Genomic DNA, 18,655 nt, shown 5'->3' on the forward strand with positions numbered 1-18,655 from the left:
TCGTTGACCATGTCTACCGCTGCTATGGTTAACAAAAAGTTAACGCGGCCTTAACATTACCGACAATCACAGCAGATTCTTCACACACTGAATTACCGCAAGTCATTGGAAAAGCGTTGCAATCGCTGGAAGCGCCGAACGGTTAATAATACGGCTTCGAAGGTGAGCCGCAAATCTGCCGCTGCTTGGCTAACGCTCAGCCTTCCGCCTTGCGTTGTGCGTTGGAAATGGCGCGTGCGGCCTCTTCCGAGGAGTTGGCAAGCGTGCGCATCTCGGCGGCAAGCACGGCAAAGCCCGATCCGGCCGTGCCGGCGCGAGCAGCCTCGATGCCGGCATTGACGGCGAGCAGCTTCAGGTAACGCAGTGATTGCAGGATCTCATTGGTCTTCGAGGCGGTGACGCGCATATCGGCGGTCTGGTCATCGATTCGCTGATAGAGTGATTCGATATTGATGATGCTTCCTTCGAGATAGAGAAGTTCGCCCTTCTCGTCCCAGATGCCGCCGCCCGTCTCGGTGACCCAGATGAGATGGCCCATGGCGTGACGGATGCGGTATTCCATCGTCCAGTCGGTGCGCCTCTCCAGCGCCCGTCCGACGATCTCGTCCATCAGAGGCACGTCTTCCTCGTACATGATCGAGGTGAAGGTCCGCGTGCGGTTGCCGATGATTTCCTCGGCCGGATAACCGAAGATGCGCTCGATGCCGTTGGTCATCTCCAGCATCGTATAGTTTTCATCGGCACGGCAGCGATAGAGAAAACCGCTCATGCGCCCGAGAATGCTCGTTTGAAAATCCATGAAGGCCACATCCGAAGAGAAGAGTTGCAGATGGATTTATGTCGTCTCATTTAAAAAGGCGCACGTCACAATGCCGGAAGAGAGCACGAACACCCTCCTCCGGCAATGCCGTCCGCCTCATCAGTTGCGCAGATATTCCTCCATGGAATCGTCGAGCGCCTCGACCCAGGGCGTGTGGTGCGTCGGCGACATGTTGCCGGTCATCAGCGACCGGTAGGCATGGTCGCGGAAGCCCATGATGTTGTGGGCCTTGTGATGTTCCCACTCCATGAAGGTCTGGTTGGTGCCCTCGATGTCGAAGTTGGGATAGTCGGTTTCGGCAAGCAGTTCCTTCACGTAATCGCCCTGGTACCAGATCATCTGCTCGGCATCCTCGAGCGTTTCCTCGCGGGCGCGCCACATGTCGAAATTGGCTTTCAGCTCCTCTTCGGATGGCAGGGTGATGCGACCCATCATCACGTCGCGCGCCCACCAGGCCTGCACGTCGAACATGTTGAAGGTGTAGAACTGGTCCTGCATGCCGATATAGAAAAGCTGCGGGTTCTTGTCGAAGATCACCCCCTTGTAGAGGCTGTCGGCCCAGAGGCGGTTGGCGGTCTTCAGCCGGAGGTCGTCGGGCAGGAAGGGGAAGTGGTGCTGGTATCCGGTGCAGAGGATCACCGCATCGACCTCCTTGGTCGAGCCGTCGAGGAAATGCGCCGTGCGGTTTTCGAGCTTGGTCAGCAGCGGCCGTTCCTCGAAATTCTCCGGCCATTTGAAGCCCATCGGTTTCGAGCGGTAGCTGGTCGTCACCGATTTTGCGCCGTATTTCCAGCATTGCGAGCCGATGTCTTCGGCCGAATAGCTGCGGCCGACGATCAGGATATCCTTGCCCTTGAACTCCAGCGCGTCGCGGAAATCATGGGCATGCAGCACGCGGCCGTTGAAGGTCTTCACGCCCTCGAAATAGGGCACGTTCGGCGTCGAGAAATGACCTGATGCCACGACGACATAGTCGAATTCCTCGTCATACATCCGGTCCTCGATGCGGTTATGCGCCGTCACCGTGAATTTCTTCGTCTGATCGTCGAAACGGACCATGCGCACCGGCGTGCTGAAACGCACCCAGTGGCGGACGTTCGCCTTCTCGACGCGGCCCTTGATGTAATCCCAGAGCACGGCGCGCGGCGGATAGGAGGCGATCGGCTTGCCGAAATGCTCCTCGAAGGAATAATCGGCGAATTCGAGGCATTCCTTCGGGCCGTTCGACCAGAGGTAACGATACATGCTGCCATGAACCGGCTCGCCATATTCGTCGAGCCCGGTGCGCCAGGTATAGTTCCAGAGCCCGCCCCAATCCGACTGCTTTTCGAAGCAGACGATCTCCGGGATTTCGGCGCCCTTCTGGGCGGCCGATTGAAAGGCGCGCAGCTGCGCCAGCCCGGAAGGACCGGCACCGATGACGGCTACTCTTGTCATGAAGCATTCCCCTCTTGATTATGTCGTTTTATCTGGTGCATCGCTGCGCCTCAGTCCGGATAGATGCCGGGGCTGGTCGGCGCCCCGTCGTCGTATTTTGAAAGCCAGTCGATCGTCGTCTCGCGGAAGCGCGTGAGGCCCTTGTAGTCGATGAGCTCGGGCGGCAGCGTCTTCAGCACGCGCGGGAAACGGCGCGCCCATTTCGGCACGGTGACGAGCTCTTCCATGTTCATCAGGTAGCAGCGGATGACGAAGAGGATGGCGTTCGAGCGCGGCAGGCGCCAAAGGCTTTGCAGCTCGACGCGCAGATGCACCTTCTCGCCGACATTCTCCGGCGTCACCGTCGTGCGGTCGGGCCCCCATTTGTGATAATTCTCCGGGCTGGTGTCGAGCCGCGGATTGATCGTCATCGTCCAGTTGAAACGTCGTGTGGGCTTGCCCTGCTGCAGGTTCAGCAGGAATTTCAGCGCCCGGTCGAAGACGCCGATCTGGTGGGCGAGCGGCACCGGTCCGTGCCATTCCATGAAGTTCATGCCGATATCGAAATCGAGCGACCAGTCGGCCTGCGTCGTCACCATGCCGGCGTCCATCCAGAGATTGCTGTCGCGCTGGTCGACGATGCAGAAATCGCCCTGGGCTTGGCGGGTGATATATTCGAAGGGCTCGTAGGGCAGCGTCGAGGCATCGCCAAAGGTGAAGCTGTCGTCGATGCCGAGCGGACGGTTGATCCAGCGCCACTGGTCGCCGGTGCGGATCAGCGTGAAGTGTTCGGGGTACCCTGCCGCCTGCTCTTCCATCAGCAATTCGAGCGTGTCCCATTGGGCACTCATCATGTGCGGCAGCGCCTGGTAGCGCAGCGGATCTTCCTTCAGGACGAGGGCCCGGTCGTGCATCTCGGCGACATAATGCTCGTCGACGTCGATCAGGCTTTCGTAGACGGTTCCCGCCCGGCCGTGCACATGCGGCTCCATGTTGACCGAATACATGTATTCGTCGCGGTCGAAGGGAAACGGGAAACGCCGGATGTTCTCGGGGCTGTTCCGATAGCTGAAATCGTTCCGGAAGGTTTCCTGCTTGAAGACGATTGCCATGTCCGGTCTCCTTGTTCCGCTTCCGATGCCGCTAGAGATCAAGATGCAGCGTGTTTCCCTCGAAGCGGGAAACGCAGATCATCACCTTGCGGCCGGATGCTTTTTCTTCGCTCGTCAAATAGACGTCATGGTGCAGCAGCTTGCCGTCGCAGGTGACGACCCCGGTCTCGCATTGACCGCAGGCGCCGCCGCGACAGAGGAAGGGCGCGTCGACGCCCGCCGCCTCGATCGCCTCCAGCATGCTTTCGTGATGGCCGACCTTCACGGTCTTGCCGGACCGCAGGAGCTCGATCGCGAAGGGCTTGCCGGGCAGCGACGACAGGAACCGTTCCGAATGCAAGTTCTGTTCCGGCCAGCCGGCGTTGAGGCCGGTTTTCAGCACGCCGTCGATCATCCCGGACGGGCCGCAGACATAAAGATGCGTGCCGAGCGGCTGGCTGTCGAGCAGGCGTGTCAACGGGATAGCGCCGCCTTCGGCGTCGCAATAGATCTTGATGCGATGTCTGCCGTAGCGCTCGACGAGTTGCTGCCAATGGGCGCCGCGGTCGCGCGTGCGGATGGCATAATGCAGCTCGAAATTGGCGCCCTCGCGGGAAAACTGCTCCATCATCGCGATGAAGGGGGTAATGCCGATGCCGCCGGCGATCAGAAGGTGCTTGCGTCCGCGCCAGTCCGGCTGGAACAGGTTGACGGGATAGCTGACCTTCAGCTCATCGCCTTCGCTGAGCTTCTCATGCATGAAGGTGGAGCCGCCGCGTGAATCCTCGACATGCAGCACGCTGATCTCATAGGCTGCGCAATCATGCGGCGGCGACATCAGCGAATAGGCGTTGCGGCGCATATGGCCGCCATCGTTCATCGAGACGATGATATGCGCGCCGCCGGAGAAATAGGGCATCGGCTTGCCGTCAAGGCGCTCGAAACGGAAGCGCTTGACGCGCTCGGCGATCGGCGTGATCCGCGTCACGCGGACAGGAATTTCAGTGCCACCGCTCAAAGGAACAAATCCTCCGGATCAGGCGCGCTGCCCGGTTCTTCGGCGTCGATATTGACGCCCTGGAAGGCAGCGAGCCGGCGCGAATAATGGTCGCGTACCAGAAGCGGCAGCCGGCAATGGCTGCAGGCAAAGGGGCTGGTGGTGACGTCGTCGGTGATGCCCTTGCAATGGACGCATTGCACACGCCGTGCCAGCGAGCCGCGATGCTCGGTGATGACGGAGGCATGGTCCATGCCGTAATCGAGCGCCACCAGCATTGCCTGGCCGATGAAGCCTTCCGTGCCCGATAGATAGAGCCGCGTGCCCATATGGGCGGTGGCCAGTGAACCCTTCAGTCGGAAGAGCAGCGTTGCGATGGTCGGCGCCGTGAAGAACATGTCGGCGCCGAGGCGGCGCAGCGCCTCGTCCAGGCCGGTGCCCTGCGAGCCGCGGGCGACATAGAGGATTTCGCCGCGGGCAAGCGCCGTTTCGTCAAGCGCTGGCTGCTGATCGAGGAGAGCCTTGGCGCCCTCCCCTTCGAGCGCGAAAATGTGCCGCCGGGCGCGCGGCTGGATGGTCAGGCCCGAGTAGACTGGTCGGCTCTTGATGCCTGCAACGAGCATTCGCGTGCTCCTTAACCTACGGCGGTCCTCTTCTTCTTCTCCGGATCGTCGAAAGGAAGCGTGTGGGCGGTGGCGCCTGCCTTTACGGTCTTGCCGCGGACTTCGAGTTTCGTCCCATGCACCGCCTTGTCAACGTCCAGACGGGCAATCGCCATGGATTTCTGCGTCAGCGACGAATAGCTCGGGCAGGTAATGACGCCGACCTTTTTGCCGTCGGAAAAGACTTCGTCGCCGAGATCGGCCGGTCCGTCGGCATCGATCAGCATGCCGAAGATCTTGAAGCGTTCCTTGCCCTTCAGGCGAGCATGTTCCTCGGCGCCGCGGAAGCCCGTCTTGCCGGGGCTGACGGTGAAGTCGAGGCCGAGTTCCCAGAGACTGTCGCCGGGCGGCTGATCGGCGAAGGGATACATCTGCGAATTGTCATAGGGATAGAAGAGCAGGTAGCTTTCGACCCGCAGCATGTCGAGGACGGAGAAGCAGCAGGGGATGATGCCCATCTCCTTGCCTTCCTCGACGATCCGATCCCAGACCATCACGGCGTCCTGGCCGCGCACGAAGACCTCGTAGCCGCGTTCGCCGGTATAGCCGGTGCGCGAGATCATCACCGGTGCACCGAACAGCGTCGTCTGCATGTGGTGGAAATATTTGAGGTCGCGGATGCCGGGCACATATTTGGCGAGATAGTCGACCGCGATCGGACCCTGCAGCGACAGGTCGTGCAGGTCGTCGTCGAAGAGCACGGCGCAATTGCGGCCCGCCGCCTGCTTGACGAGTTCCTCGTGCCCAGAGCCGGAGCCATGCACCAGCATCCAGGAATTCGGGCCGGTGCGATAGACGATGCAGTCGTCGGTGAAGTGGCCGCGGTCGTTCAGCATGGTCGCGTAGACCGACCGTCCGGGGTAGATCTTCGTCAGGTCGCGGGTGGTGATGGAGTCGAGCACGGCGATGGCGTGCGGGCCGACCAGGTGCACCTTCTTCAGGCCCGAGACATCCATGATGCCGGCCTTGGTGCGGACGGCGACATGTTCTTCCGACATGTCCTTGTCGTAGGTCCAGGCGGTGCCCATGCCGCTCCAGTCCTCGAGCTTAGATCCCAGAGCGCGATGCCGATCCGCCAAGACGGAGAAACGCCATGATAAAGCCATTGTCCGTTCCCTTTTGTTTCCTCTACGGAATATTTATTTCCTGACTATATAAGTCTTTCGCGCCGTGGCAAGCCCGCCCGGCATGCATTTCCCAAACTTTGATGGCACCTGCCGCAACCTTAACGCTCTGAATGACGGATGCGGCGAGGCTGCTACTGTCGATGCACGTCTCAACCCATGCGTTCGGAGGCGTAGCTGCCGGGGCTTGCCGGGAAGACCACGGTGCGGTTGCCGTTGATGAAGGTGCGATGATGGATATGGGCGTGGATGGCACGTGCCAGCACCTGGCTTTCGACGTCGCGGCCGATTGAGACATAGTCGTCGGGCGACTGCGCATGGGTGATCCGCGCCGTGTCCTGCTCGATGATCGGGCCTTCGTCGAGATCGGCGGTGACGTAATGCGCCGTCGCCCCGATCAGCTTCACGCCGCGGCCGTAGGCCTGCTTGTAAGGGTTGGCGCCTTTGAAGCTCGGCAGGAAGGAATGATGGATGTTGATGATCCGGCCGGACATCTTCTGGCACATCTCGTCCGACAGGATCTGCATGTAGCGGGCCAGTACGATCAACTCCGTGCCGGTCTGCTCGGCCACCTCCATGATACGGGCCTCGGCCTGCGTTTTATTGGCCTTGGTGACCGGAATATGGTGGAAGGGGATGTCGTGGTTGACCACGACCTTCTGGTAATCGAAATGGTTGGAGACGACGCCGACGATATCGATCGGCAGTGCGCCGATCTTCCAGCGGTAAAGCAGGTCGTTGAGGCAATGGCCGAAGCGCGACACCATCAACAGCACCTTCATGCGCTTCTCGCTGTCGTGAAAATCGTAATCCATTTCGAAGGGCGCGGCGACGGCAGCAAAGCCGGCGTCGATATCGGCGCCCGAAAGCCCCTCTTCCGAAATGAAGCTGACGCGCATGAAGAACTTTCCGGTATCGAGATCGTCGAACTGCGAGCTGTCGATGATGTTGCAGCCCTTGTCGGCCAGATAGCTCGAAATCGCCGCGACGATGCCGCGTGTCGATTTGCAGGATACGGTGAGTACGAAGTTCTTCATGCTGTCACTTTCTTCGCCATATCAAGTGCAGAAGGTCCGATCACGCCGAAGCCTGTTCGCCCCGGCGCGCGTCAGCGTGTCAATAGAGCGCCGCGCGTCTTTTCAGACGCGCCAAGGACGCTCTATCACTTTGAATCAGCGCATAATCCTTTCCGAAAATCGATTCCGGTTTTCGGGAGGTATGCGCCAGAGGCGTCCAGCCCCTCAGATGTCGAGCGTGCTGTCGCGTTCCCACTGGGTGAAATGCGAGCAATAGGCATTCCATTCCTGATGCTTGAGCTTGAGATAGGCGGCGGAAAACTCGGCCCCGATCGCCTCCTTCAAGCCTTCGTCGGCATCATAGGCACGTAGCGCGTCGAGCAGGTTGAGCGGCAGGCGCGGCGCGTCCTTCACCAGATGCCCCTCGGCATACATGTCGATATCGTAGTGCCGGCCGGGATCGGCCTGGCTGCGGATGCCGTCGAGGCCGGCGGCGATGATGATCGCCTGCAGCAGGTACGGGTTGACCGCACCGTCTGGCAGGCGCAATTCGAAACGTCCCGGTCCCGGCACGCGCACCATGTGGGTGCGGTTATTGCCCGTCCAGGTCACGGTGTTCGGCGACCAGGTCGCGCCAGATGTCGTGCGCGGCGCGTTGATGCGCTTGTAGGAATTGACCGTCGGATTGGTGATCGCGGCAAGCGCGGATGCGTGTTTCATGATGCCGCCGAGAAAGGTTTTCCCCTGAGCGGAAAGCCCAAAGGCCATTTCCTTGTCCGCGAAGGCGTTTACCTTGCCATCGATGTCCCAGACCGAGATGTGGGCATGGCACCCGTTTCCGGTCAGGCCTTTGAAGGGCTTCGGCATGAAGGTGGCGCGAAGGCCGTGCTTTTCGGCGACCGACTTGACCATGAACTTGAAGAAGGAGTGCTTGTCTGCCGTTTGAAGAGCGTCGTCATATTCCCAGTTCATCTCGAACTGACCGTTCGCGTCCTCGTGGTCGTTCTGATAGGGCTTCCAGCCGAGCTCGAGCATGTAGTCGCAAATCTCGGCAATGACATCATACCGACGCATCACGGCCTGCTGGTCGTAGCAAGGCTTCTCGGCTGTATCGAACTGGTCTGAAATCACCGAGCCGTCGGCAGAGATGAGAAAGAACTCGGGCTCCACGCCGGTTTTCACCCGGAGCCCTTCTTTCGCAGCTTCAGCGACCAGTCTTTTCAGCAGCACACGTGGCGCCTGTTCGACAGGCTGATCGTCCATGACGCAGTCGGCGGCAACCCATGCGACGTCTTTCTTCCAGGGTAGTTGGATGACCGAGGAAGCATCGGGAACCGCGAACAGGTCGGGATGGGCAGGCGTCAAATCGAGCCAGGTTGCGAAGCCCGCGAAGCCGGCGCCATCTTTCTGCATATCGGCGATGGCTTCCGCGGGGACCAGCTTGGCGCGTTGGCCGCCGAACAGGTCGGTATAGCTGATCATGAAATATTTGATGCCTTTGTCTCTGGCAAAAGCAGCAAGGTCCAGTGTCATTCTCGTTCCCCTTTGGATTTCTTGGAGACACTTTGGTTATGGATGCGAGACGGCCGGGACGTTTGCCCGGCCGGTAGAAATTAGTAGCCTCCCTTGCCGGGATACCAGTTTGTGCCGGCGAGCGGGATCTGGGCCATGGCGGCGGCCTCCATCGTCAGGGCGCAAAGATCTTCCGGTTCCAGGTTGTGCAGGTGGTTCTTGCCGCAGGCGCGCGCAATGGTCTGGGCTTCCAGCGTCATAACCTTCAGATAGTTGGCGAGACGGCGGCCGGCCGCGATTGGATCAAGCCGCTTCATCAGTTCCGGGTCCTGCGTCGTGATGCCGGCCGGATCTTTGCCCTCGTGCCAGTCGTCATAGGCGCCGGCCGTCGTGCCGAGCTTTTGGTATTCTTCTTCCCAGTGCGGATCGTTGTCGCCGATCGCAACGAGCGCCGCCGTGCCGATGGCAACGGCATCGGCACCCAGCGCCAGTGCCTTGGCCACGTCGGCGCCCGAACGAATGCCGCCCGAGATGATCAATTGCACCTTGCGATGCATGCCGAGATCCTGCAGTGCCTGGACCGCGGGGCGGATGCAGGCGAGCGTCGGCATGCCGACATTCTCGATGAACACATCCTGCGTCGCGGCGGTTCCGCCCTGCATGCCATCGAGCACCACCACGTCGGCACCGGCCTTCACGGCAAGCGCTGTGTCGTAATAGGGACGCGCGCCGCCGACCTTCACATAGATCGGCTTTTCCCAGTCGGTGATCTCGCGCAGTTCCAGGATCTTGATTTCGAGGTCGTCCGGGCCAGTCCAATCCGGATGGCGGCACGCCGAGCGCTGGTCGATGCCCTTCGGCAGGTTGCGCATGTTGGCGACGCGATCGGAGATCTTCTGGCCGAGCAGCATGCCGCCGCCGCCGGGCTTTGCGCCTTGACCGACTACCACTTCGATCGCATCGGCGCGACGCAGGTCCTTGGGATTCATGCCGTATCGCGACGGCAGATACTGGTAGACCAACGTCTGTGAATGGCCGCGCTCTTCATCGGTCATCCCGCCGTCGCCTGTGGTGGTGGAGGTTCCGGCAATCGTCGCGCCGCGTCCGAGCGCTTCCTTGGCATTGCCGGACAGGGCGCCGAAGCTCATGCCGGCAATGGTGATCGGCGTCTTCAGGTGAATGGGCTTTTTGGCAAAGCGCGCGCCGAGGACGACCGACGTGTCGCACTTCTCGCGGTAGCCTTCGAGCGGATAGCGCGAGATCGATGCGCCGAGAAACAGCAAGTCATCGAAATGCGGAACCTTCCGTTTGGTGCCGGCGCCACGGATGTCGTAAATTCCAGTCGCCGCAGCACGGCGGATTTCCGCCAGCGTGTAATCGTCGAAGGTCGCGGACTTGCGCGGCGGGGTATAGGGGTTGTGATAGCTCATGATGGTCCCTCGCCTTAATATGCGTCAGCGTTGTCGATATTGAAATTGTAAAGCTTGCGGGCGGAGCCGTAACGCTTGAATTCCTCGGGCCTCACTTCGGTCACGCCCGCCTTTTCGAGAAGTTCGGCCAGCTTCGTCAGATGCTCCGGACGCAGCTCCTTTTCGATGCAATCCGCACCCAGGCTCTTGACCGAACCGCGCACGAAGAGCTTCGCCTCGTAGAGCGAATCCCCAAGCGCATCGCCGGCATCGCCGAGCACCACGAGGTGGCCGGACTGGCCCATGAAGGCGGACATGTGGCCGATATTGCCATGAACGACAATGTCGATGCCCTTCATCGAGATGCCGCAGCGTGACGCCGCATTGCCCTTGATGACAAGGAGGCCGCCGCGGCCGGTTGCGCCGGCATACTGGCTGGCATCGCCCTCGATGACGACTGTTCCAGACATCATGTTTTCCGCAACACCCGGACCTGCCGAACCGTGAACGGTGATGGTCCCGCCGTCGTTCATGCCGGCGCAATAATAGCCGACGGACCCCTTCACGTCGACCGTGACCGGCGCATCGATCCCGACGGCAACCGAATGGCTGCCACGCGGATTGACGACTTCGAAGGAAAGATCGTTCGAACCGTTCTGGATGTTGTGCAGGGCGCTGTTGAGTTCGCGTAACGGCGTAGTGGCAAGATCAATGACAGGCATGTTTCAATAACCCTTGGAGAATACGCATGAGGCGCCGGTCAAGCGACCTTCTGGTGATCCCAGAAATAGACGGTTGCAGGCTCCGGCTCCCAGACCCGGGCATTCTCGATGCCGGGCAGATTGACGAGCGCCCGGTATTCCGAACCGAATGCGACATACTGGTCCGTTTCGGCCATGACAGCGGGCTTGCAGGCAATTGCGTCGCGCACGACGCCGAAGCCGGACTTCGTACCGACGACGAAGGTGAAGAAGCCGTCGAGGTCATCGACCGCGCCTTCCAGCGCCTGGCCGAGATTCTTGCCCTTGGCCATCTCTGCGGTCAGATAGGCAGCGGCGACCTCGGTGTCGTTTTCTGTTTCGAAGGTCATGCCTTCGCGCTTCAGCTCGCGGCGCAGATTGTTGTGGTTCGAGAGCGAGCCATTATGCACCAGGCATTGGTCGGAGCCGGTGGAGAAAGGATGGGCGCCGAGCGTCGTGACGGCCGATTCCGTCGCCATGCGGGTATGGCCGATGCCGTGGGTGCCGGCCATTGAATTGACCGCGAAGCGGGAGACGACATCCTTTGGCAGGCCGGTTTCCTTATAGATCTCGATGGCGTCGCCGCTGCTCATGATGCGAACGTTCGGACGCAGTTCCGCAACGGCTGCCTTGCCCGCGTCGAGCAGATCCTTCGCAAGCGTGATGACGGCATGCGTGCTCTTCACCTGGATGGCGACCGGTGCGCTAACCGCCTGGCCGAGTTCGGCCTCGAGGCCGGCGAAATCCTTCTTCGGATTGGCCGACTGGATGGTGATCTTGGCATTGTTGCCGCTGGCGTCGCCATAGATCGCGATACCGGCACTGTCCGGCCCCCGATCCGTCATCGTCACCAGCATGGACGACAGGAGCGCGCCGAGCTCCGGTTCGAGACTTTTATCCTTGAGGAAGAGACCCACAATTCCGCACATGACCAGACCTCCGTTCGTGTTGAGAAAGGACTAGCAGGTCTGTTTTGGGATTTCAACTCGGAAGAAAGATTTTTTCTTTTAAGGCAAGTCAGCCTTTCGAGCTCCGCTGAGGATAGGTGATGATCGAAAGGTACTTGCTAGGCAGTTTCACCAGCTGCTCCGGCCCATGCGGTGCATCGGCATCGAAGAACAGGCTGTCGCCCGGCTCCATCTGGAAAAGCTGGTCGCCATGGCGGTAAACGACCACGCCTTCCAGCATGTAGAGAAATTCCATGCCCTCGTGCTGAAAGGTCGGGAAGGTGTCGGAATCGGCCGTCAGTGTGATGAGATAGGGCTCGACAATGACGCCGCTGGTATTGTTGTCGATATGGCCGAGCAGATTATATTGATGGCCGGCGCGCGTGCCGCGCCGTTCGAGCTCGATGCCCTGCCCCGCCTTGACGAAGACGGCATTGCGCGGTTCCTCATAGCGGCGAAAAAAGGCAGTCAGCGGTACGCCGAGCGCCCGCGACAGTGATTGCAGCGTCGTCAACGACGGCGAGATGTTGCCGTTCTCGATCTTCGACAGCATGCCGAGCGAAATGCCGGTGGCGGCGGCCAGATCGGTGACCGTGATGCCGAGTTTCTTGCGGTAGGCGCGCACCTCATGGCCGATCGCCATTTCGAGGTTGTTTTCCTTCGGCTCGCGAACGGCGTGCGGATCCTGGGAAAAGGGAGCGCGTCCGCTAGGCGCCTGTTCCGGTTGCTCTGCCGCTTTACGGTTGGATTTCATGGGTTTTCCACTGCCGCCTTTTCTTTTGTCCAAGACAACCCTATCGTCATAGTGAAAATTTCTCAACCGTGAAGAAAACCTATTCCCGCCGCGCTTCGCGCGGAGCGATGCCGTAGAGGGCACGGAACATCCGGGAAAAATGGCTCAGACTGGAAAAACCGGTAGCCACCGCGATTTCCGAGACGGAAAGCGGGCTCTGTTTCAGCAGACGATGGGCATGCTGCAGCCTGATCCTGCGGTATTGATCGAGGAAGGTGGTATTGAGCTGGGCCGCAAAGAGCCGGTCGAGATGGCGGGTGGTGACGCCGGCGATGCGCGCCATGGCGGCACGCTCGAGCGGCATCTCGATCGTCTCCTCCATCCGCTCGAGAACGCTGAGCAGGCCGGGATGATAAACGCCATAACGCTCCGCCAGCGAGGCGCGCTGGGGTGCGGCGGGTTCGTTGACCTCTGTATGAAGATACCAGTCGCTGACGCGGCGGGCGAAATCCGGCCCCATGCGCTCGGCGATCAGCACATGCATCATGTCGAGCGGTGCGATGCCGCCGCCGCAGGTAATCCGGTTGCCGTCGATCATGAAGCGCGCCTGGCGCGGCGTGAGGTCCGGGAAGGCTTCAAGAAGGGCTGCGGCATGCTCCCAGTGGATAGTGAAGTCGCGGCCGCCAAGCAGACCGGCAGCGGCCATCAGATAGGGGCCGCCCGAGATGCCGCCGATCCTCACACCTTCGCGCGACAGCTGCCGCAAGCAGGCAAGTACGCCGGGATACCGCCAGTCGCGGGGCAACCCGCCGGCGCAGACGAAGGCCGTTCCGAGCCCCGCGCCCCTGACGGGCAGAGGTTCGGCGGGGACGCTGACGCCCGAGGAGGAAAGCGCCGGGGCGCCATCGGGCGAGAAGATCTGCAGCCGATAGATCTCACGTCCGGCCAAGAGATTTGCCGCCCTGAGCGGCTCGGTCGCCGAGGCATAGGACATCAGCGCAAATCCCGGGATAAGGATGAACCCGATCGTCTGGGTATTTCTGCTATCAAGTGAGGACATGTCTCTTTCTTAGCGATTGATGTCCGTATTGTGCAAGTCAGCGCTCCTCTTTCTGGCATCATGGACGTGTTCTTTCCGGGGTGACCCATGCGCTATTCCGCTCTTTCGATTTTCCTGAACGGCCTTCGCGGCAACAAAAGCTGGGCGCCTGCCTGGCGCGACCCGGCGCCAAAGCCGCATTACGACGTCATCATCGTCGGTGGCGGCGGCCATGGTCTTGCCACCGCCTATTATCTTGCCAAGGAATTCGGCGTCACCAATGTCGCCGTCCTCGAAAAGGGCTATCTCGGCTCCGGCAATATCGGCAGGAACACGACGATCATCCGTTCGAACTATCTGCTGCCGGGCAACAATCCCTTCTACGAGCTGTCGATGAAACTCTGGGAGGGGCTGGAGCAGGACTTCAACTTCAACGCCATGGTCTCGCAGCGCGGCGTGCTCAACCTCTTCCATTCCGACGCCCAGCGCGACGCCTATACGCGCCGCGGCAACGCCATGCGGCTGCACGGCGTCGACGCCGAGCTTCTCGACAGGCAGGCGGTGCGCCGGAAATTACCCTTCCTCGATTTCGACAATGCCCGTTTCCCCATTATGGGCGGCCTGTTCCACCCGCGCGGCGGCACGGTGCGCCACGATGCGGTCGCCTGGGGTTATGCGCGCGGCGCCGATCAACGCGGCGTCGACATCATCACCCAGTGCGAGGTGACCGGCATCCGCAGCGAAAACGGCCAGGTGACCGGCGTCGAGACCAGCAAGGGCTTCATCGGCTGCGGCAAGCTGGCGCTTGCGGCAGCCGGCAACTCCACCGTCGTCGCCGACATGGCCGGCCTGCGGCTGCCGATCGAAAGCCATGTGCTGCAGGCCTTCGTTTCCGAAGGGCTGAAGCCGTTCATCGACACAGTCGTCACCTTCGGCGCCGGGCATTTCTACGTGTCCCAGTCGGACAAGGGCGGCCTCGTCTTCGGCGGCGATATCGACGGCTACAATTCCTATGCCCAGCGCGGCAATCTCGCTTCGGTCGAACATGTCGCCGAAGCCGGGCTGGCGATGATCCCTTCCTTGTCGCGCGTGCGGTATCTGCGCTCCTGGGGTGGCGTCATGGATATGAGCATGGACGGCTCGCCGATCATCGATCGCACCCATATCGACAATCTCTATCTCAACACCGGCTGGTGTTATGGCGGCTTCAAGGCCACGCCCGCCTCCGGCTTCTGCTACGCCCATCTGATTGCCCGCAATGCGCCGCATCAGACCGCCCGCGCCTTCCGGCTCGACCGCTTCGCGCGCGGCTACCCGATCGACGAAAAGGGCGTCGGCGCCCAGCCCAATCTGCACTGAGGACTTTCGACGATGGCAAGCCTGATTTCCTGTCCCCATTGCGGCGCCCGACCCAAGGAGGAATTTTCGATCCGCGGCGATGCCGGCCTTATCAGGCCGGCGCCGGATGCCGGTGCGGAGGCCTGGTTCGATTATGTCTATCTGCGTGACAATCCGAGGGGCCGGCACAGCGAATACTGGCACCACTCCTCCGGATGCCGCCGCTGGCTGATCGTCGAACGCGATACCGTCACCCATGCGGTCCACGGCGTCAGGGACGCCGCCCTTTCCAAGCTCGGCGGAGAACCGGCATGACGAGCTTCCGTCTTTCCTCCGGCGGCCGCATCGAGCGCGCCACAACACTCGGCTTCACCTTCGACGGCAGGCCGCTCGAAGGCCATCCGGGCGATACGCTCGCCTCGGCGCTGCTTGCCAACGGCGTCCAGCTCGTCGGCCGCAGCTTCAAATATCACCGCCCGCGCGGCATCCTGACGGCGGGGGCCGCCGAACCGAACGCGCTGGTGACGACAGGCAGCGGCGGGCGCACCGAACCGAATACGCGCGCGACGATGATCGAGCTTTACCAGGGGCTGACGGCAAAGAGCCAGAACCGCTGGCCCTCGCTCGGCGTCGATGTCGGCGCCGTCAACGGGCTGCTGTCGCCCTTCCTCAGCGCCGGTTTCTACTACAAGACCTTCATGTGGCCGGCGGCCCTCTGGGAAAAGCTCTACGAGCCGGTGATCCGCAAGGCGGCAGGCCTCGGCAGGGCCTCCTATGAGGCCGATCCCGACACCTACGAGAAATCCTGGGCGCATTGCGATCTGTTCGTGATCGGCGCCGGCCCTGCTGGTCTTGCCGCAGCGCTGACCGCCGGCCGCGCCGGTGCGCGCGTCATCCTCGCCGACGAGGGAGCCGAACTCGGCGGCAGCCTGCTTTCCGACCGCGGCACTGTTGACGGCAAGCCGGCGGACGCGCTTCTGGGAGAGCTGCTTGCCGAGCTGGCGAGCCTGGAGAACGTGCGCCGCCTGCCGCGGATGACGGTGTTCGGCTGGTACGACGACAATGTCTTCGGCGCCGTCGAACGGGTGCAGAAGCATGTGGCGATGCCCGATCCTGATCGTCCGGTCGAAAGATTGTGGCGCATCGTCGCCCGCCAGGCGATCCTTGCGACGGGCGCCGAAGAGCGGCCGCTCGTCTTCGGCGGCAACGATATTCCCGGTGTGATGATGGCAGGCGCCATGCGCAGCTATCTCAACCGGCAGGCGGTCGCGCCCGGCAGAAGCACTGTCATCTTCACCACCAACGATGCCGGATATCGCACCGCTGCCGATCTCGAGGCCGCCGGTCTTGAGGTCGCGGCGATTATCGACAGCCGCGGGGATGCGGCCGAGAGCTGGCAGGGTCGCGCCGAAGTGCTGAAGGGCGCCAGGGTCATCGATGCGTTTGGCGGCAAGCGACTGCGCGGCGTCAGCGTCGAGGCAGCAGGCGGCACCCGTCGGATTGAAGCGGATGCGCTTGCCATGTCGGGCGGCTGGAGCCCGATCATTCATCTTGCCTGCCATCGCGGTGCAAAACCGCAATGGTCGAATGAGGCCTCGGCGTTTCTGGCGCCTGTCCAGCAGGAAGGTCTGACCGTTGCCGGCTCGGCTGCCGGCATGGTGCAAACCGCGACCTGCCTCGGGGATGGCGCCGCAAAGGCAGTTGCCGCGTTGAAGGCGATCGGTTTCGCATCGGCGGAGCCGGCCTTTGCCCCGGCGTCCGAGACGGCTGCACAGGCAAAGCCGCTCTGGTCGGTCAAGGGCTCGAAGGGCAAGGCTTTCGTCGATTATCAGAACGACGTGCATCTCAAGGATTTGGGTCTCGCCGTCCGCGAAGGCTACGGCCATGTCGAGCTCGCCAAGCGTTACACCACAAGCGGCATGGCGACCGACCAGGGCAAGCTTTCCAACATCAACGCCATCGGCATTCTCGCCGAGGCGCGCGGCGTGTCTCCCGCCGAGGTGGGAACGACGACCTTCCGGCCCTTCTATACGCCGGTTTCCTTCGGCGCCCTGACCGGGGCGTCGCGCGGCAAACATTTCCAGCCGGCGCGCAAATCGCCGCTGCATGGCTGGGCTGAGAAGAACGGTGCGGTCTTCGTCGAAACCGGCCTGTGGTACCGTTCCTCCTGGTTCCCGCGCCCCGGCGAGACGACTTGGCGCGAAAGCGTCGACCGCGAGGTGCTGAATATCCGGAAGAATGCCGGCCTCTGCGACGTCTCGACCCTCGGCAAGATCGAAATCTTCGGTAGGGATGCCGCGACCTTCCTCGATCGCATCTATTGCAACGGCTTCGCCAAGGTCGCCGTCGGCAAGGCGCGTTACGGCATCATGCTGCGCGAGGACGGCTTCATCTACGATGACGGCACCACCAGCCGGTTCAGTGACGACCATTTCTTCATGACCACGACGACCGCACTTGCCGCTGGTGTGCTGACCCATCTCGAATTCTGTGCCCAGACGCTCTGGCCGGAACTCGACGTCTGCTTCGCCTCCTCGACCGATCAATGGGCGCAGATGGCCGTCGCCGGGCCGAAGTCGCGCGCCGTCCTCTCCGAGATCGTCGACGGGGACATATCGGATGCGGCCTTTCCCTTCATGACTGCCCGCAAGGTCTCGCTCTTCGGCGGCGGGCTCGAGGGCCGGCTCTTCCGGATCTCCTTCTCCGGCGAACTCGCCTACGAGCTGGCCGTACCGGCCGGCTATGGCGAAGGCGTTGCCGACGCGATCATGGCGGCGGGCGAGAAACATGGCATCTGCGCCTATGGCGCCGAAGCGCTCGGCGTCATGCGCATCGAAAAGGGTCATGTCACCCATGCCGAAATCAACGGGACGGTGACGCCAGGCGATCTCGGTTTCGGCCGCATGGTTTCATCAACCAAGCCGGACTTCATCGGCAGGGCAATGCTGGCCCGCGAAGGGCTGCAGGACCCCGAGCGGCCACGCCTCGTCGGTGTCAAGCCGATTAATCCGGCGACCGGCTTTCGCACCGGCTCGCATATTCTTGCCGACGGCGTTGCGGCGACGCTCGAAAACGACCAGGGCTACGTGACGTCAAGCGCCTTTTCGCCGACGCTCGGCCATTCGATCGGCCTGGCGCTCGTCAGGCGCGGGCCGGAGCGCATCGGTGAAAAGGTGACGGTCTGGAACGGCCTGCGCAATGAATTCACCGATGCGGTGCTCTGCAATCCCGTCTTCATCGATCCTGAAAACGAGAAGCTCCATGCGTGATCTTCCGCAACATAAACCGGTTCTGTCCGGAACGCTCTATAACGGCATCTCGGAGGCAGGCATCCGGCTGGCAGCCCTGCCGGAGGGCCATCTCCTGCATGTGCTTGGCGCCATCGAGCCATCCGCGCTCGCCGCGGAATTGGTGAAGGCGGGCTTTGCTCAGAGTTCGATCCGCAAGGCGGGCTTCCGGCAATGGTTCGTCGCCGGCGACGAGCCGCTTGTCCCGGCCAGCCTCGATGCTCTCGCCGCAGCGCTTGCGGGAAAGGCCTACGTCATGGACCAGAGCCACGGGCGCGTGCGTATCGGCGTTTCCGGCCGTTCTTCGCGGGCGCTTCTTTCAAAGGGAACTGCCGTCGATCTCGATCCTTCCACCTTTCCGGAAGGCCATTCGGCCATGACGATGGTCGGTCATCTCTCGGTGCAGATCGTCCGCACCGGCGATGACAGCTTCGAACTCACGGTGCTGCGCAGCTTTGCCGAAAGCCTCTGGGACGATCTCACCCATATGGCGGCGAGCGCTGAAAAGGATAGCGTCTGATAGA

Annotated in this window: 17 protein-coding genes; 4 read left to right on the plus strand and 13 right to left on the minus strand. The window is 61.8% G+C overall.

All coding sequences use genetic code 11. The features are described from left to right. Positions 1 to 196: 196 nt before the first annotated feature. From ACD590_RS32455 to ACD590_RS32515, 13 genes are all read right to left on the minus strand, one after another. The gene (locus tag ACD590_RS32455; protein ID WP_018246135.1) at positions 197 to 799 is read right to left on the minus strand and encodes a methyl-accepting chemotaxis protein; all 603 of its coding nucleotides are present in this window, start codon (positions 797 to 799) and stop codon (positions 197 to 199) included. 120 nt (positions 800 to 919) lie between these two features. Further along, positions 920 to 2,257, minus strand: a complete 1,338-nt coding sequence (locus tag ACD590_RS32460) for an NAD(P)-binding domain-containing protein (RefSeq protein WP_028732542.1) — start codon at positions 2,255 to 2,257, stop codon at positions 920 to 922. Positions 2,258 to 2,307: 50 nt separating this feature from the next. Then, positions 2,308 to 3,348 (minus strand): heme-dependent oxidative N-demethylase family protein, encoded by a 1,041-nt coding sequence (locus ACD590_RS32465; protein WP_439004204.1) that lies wholly within the window; start codon positions 3,346 to 3,348, stop codon positions 2,308 to 2,310. A gap of 31 nt (positions 3,349 to 3,379) precedes the next feature. Next, positions 3,380 to 4,345, minus strand: a complete 966-nt coding sequence (locus tag ACD590_RS32470) for a PDR/VanB family oxidoreductase (protein WP_439004205.1) — start codon at positions 4,343 to 4,345, stop codon at positions 3,380 to 3,382. Continuing rightward, the gene (locus ACD590_RS32475; protein ID WP_439004206.1) at positions 4,342 to 4,947 is read right to left on the minus strand and encodes a dimethylamine monooxygenase subunit DmmA family protein; all 606 of its coding nucleotides are present in this window, start codon (positions 4,945 to 4,947) and stop codon (positions 4,342 to 4,344) included. The genes ACD590_RS32470 and ACD590_RS32475 overlap by 4 nt, the downstream gene beginning before the upstream one ends. A gap of 11 nt (positions 4,948 to 4,958) precedes the next feature. Continuing rightward, positions 4,959 to 6,092 carry an aminomethyltransferase family protein gene (locus tag ACD590_RS32480; protein WP_439004207.1) on the minus strand — a complete coding sequence of 378 codons (1,134 nt, stop codon included), beginning with the start codon at positions 6,090 to 6,092 and terminating at the stop codon, positions 4,959 to 4,961. Between the two features lie 170 nt (positions 6,093 to 6,262). Beyond that, positions 6,263 to 7,147 carry a formyltetrahydrofolate deformylase gene (purU, locus tag ACD590_RS32485; RefSeq protein WP_131605592.1) on the minus strand — a complete coding sequence of 295 codons (885 nt, stop codon included), beginning with the start codon at positions 7,145 to 7,147 and terminating at the stop codon, positions 6,263 to 6,265. A gap of 204 nt (positions 7,148 to 7,351) precedes the next feature. Continuing rightward, positions 7,352 to 8,659, minus strand: a complete 1,308-nt coding sequence (gene glnT, locus ACD590_RS32490; RefSeq protein WP_128403639.1) for a type III glutamate--ammonia ligase — start codon at positions 8,657 to 8,659, stop codon at positions 7,352 to 7,354. 80 nt (positions 8,660 to 8,739) lie between these two features. Beyond that, entirely contained in the window at positions 8,740 to 10,068 is a 1,329-nt protein-coding gene (locus ACD590_RS32495; protein WP_003548137.1) for an FMN-binding glutamate synthase family protein, read from the minus strand. Between the two features lie 14 nt (positions 10,069 to 10,082). Next, the gene (locus tag ACD590_RS32500) at positions 10,083 to 10,769 is read right to left on the minus strand and encodes a GXGXG domain-containing protein (RefSeq protein ID WP_247264971.1); all 687 of its coding nucleotides are present in this window, start codon (positions 10,767 to 10,769) and stop codon (positions 10,083 to 10,085) included. Positions 10,770 to 10,807: 38 nt separating this feature from the next. Continuing rightward, positions 10,808 to 11,716, minus strand: a complete 909-nt coding sequence (locus tag ACD590_RS32505; RefSeq protein WP_112908747.1) for a class II glutamine amidotransferase — start codon at positions 11,714 to 11,716, stop codon at positions 10,808 to 10,810. 88 nt (positions 11,717 to 11,804) lie between these two features. After that, entirely contained in the window at positions 11,805 to 12,488 is a 684-nt protein-coding gene (locus ACD590_RS32510; RefSeq protein ID WP_018246144.1) for a helix-turn-helix domain-containing protein, read from the minus strand. A gap of 79 nt (positions 12,489 to 12,567) precedes the next feature. Further along, on the minus strand, positions 12,568 to 13,527 hold the full coding sequence (locus ACD590_RS32515) for a GlxA family transcriptional regulator (RefSeq protein ID WP_018517791.1): 960 nt from the start codon (positions 13,525 to 13,527) through the stop codon (positions 12,568 to 12,570). An 87-nt stretch (positions 13,528 to 13,614) separates the two neighbouring features. Here ACD590_RS32515 and ACD590_RS32520 point away from each other — a divergent pair, with 87 nt between their 5' ends. The 4 genes from ACD590_RS32520 to ACD590_RS32535 are packed head-to-tail and all read left to right on the plus strand — an operon-like array spanning position 13,615 to position 18,651. Then, complete coding sequence (locus ACD590_RS32520; RefSeq protein WP_131605594.1) at positions 13,615 to 14,865, plus strand: sarcosine oxidase subunit beta family protein; 1,251 nt, start codon at positions 13,615 to 13,617, stop codon at positions 14,863 to 14,865. A 12-nt stretch (positions 14,866 to 14,877) separates the two neighbouring features. Further along, the gene (locus ACD590_RS32525; protein WP_018246147.1) at positions 14,878 to 15,159 is read left to right on the plus strand and encodes a sarcosine oxidase subunit delta; all 282 of its coding nucleotides are present in this window, start codon (positions 14,878 to 14,880) and stop codon (positions 15,157 to 15,159) included. Continuing rightward, positions 15,156 to 18,113: a sarcosine oxidase subunit alpha family protein gene (locus ACD590_RS32530; protein ID WP_439004208.1), complete on the plus strand. Its 2,958-nt coding sequence runs from the start codon at positions 15,156 to 15,158 to the stop codon at positions 18,111 to 18,113. Before ACD590_RS32525 ends, ACD590_RS32530 begins: the two co-directional genes overlap by 4 nt. Further along, on the plus strand, positions 18,106 to 18,651 hold the full coding sequence (locus ACD590_RS32535) for a sarcosine oxidase subunit gamma family protein (RefSeq protein WP_439004209.1): 546 nt from the start codon (positions 18,106 to 18,108) through the stop codon (positions 18,649 to 18,651). Before ACD590_RS32530 ends, ACD590_RS32535 begins: the two co-directional genes overlap by 8 nt. Positions 18,652 to 18,655: the final 4 nt, after the last annotated feature.

Source organism: Rhizobium sp. 862_C5_N1_2, from assembly GCF_051811205.1.
Classification (GTDB): domain Bacteria; phylum Pseudomonadota; class Alphaproteobacteria; order Rhizobiales; family Rhizobiaceae; genus Rhizobium; species Rhizobium leguminosarum.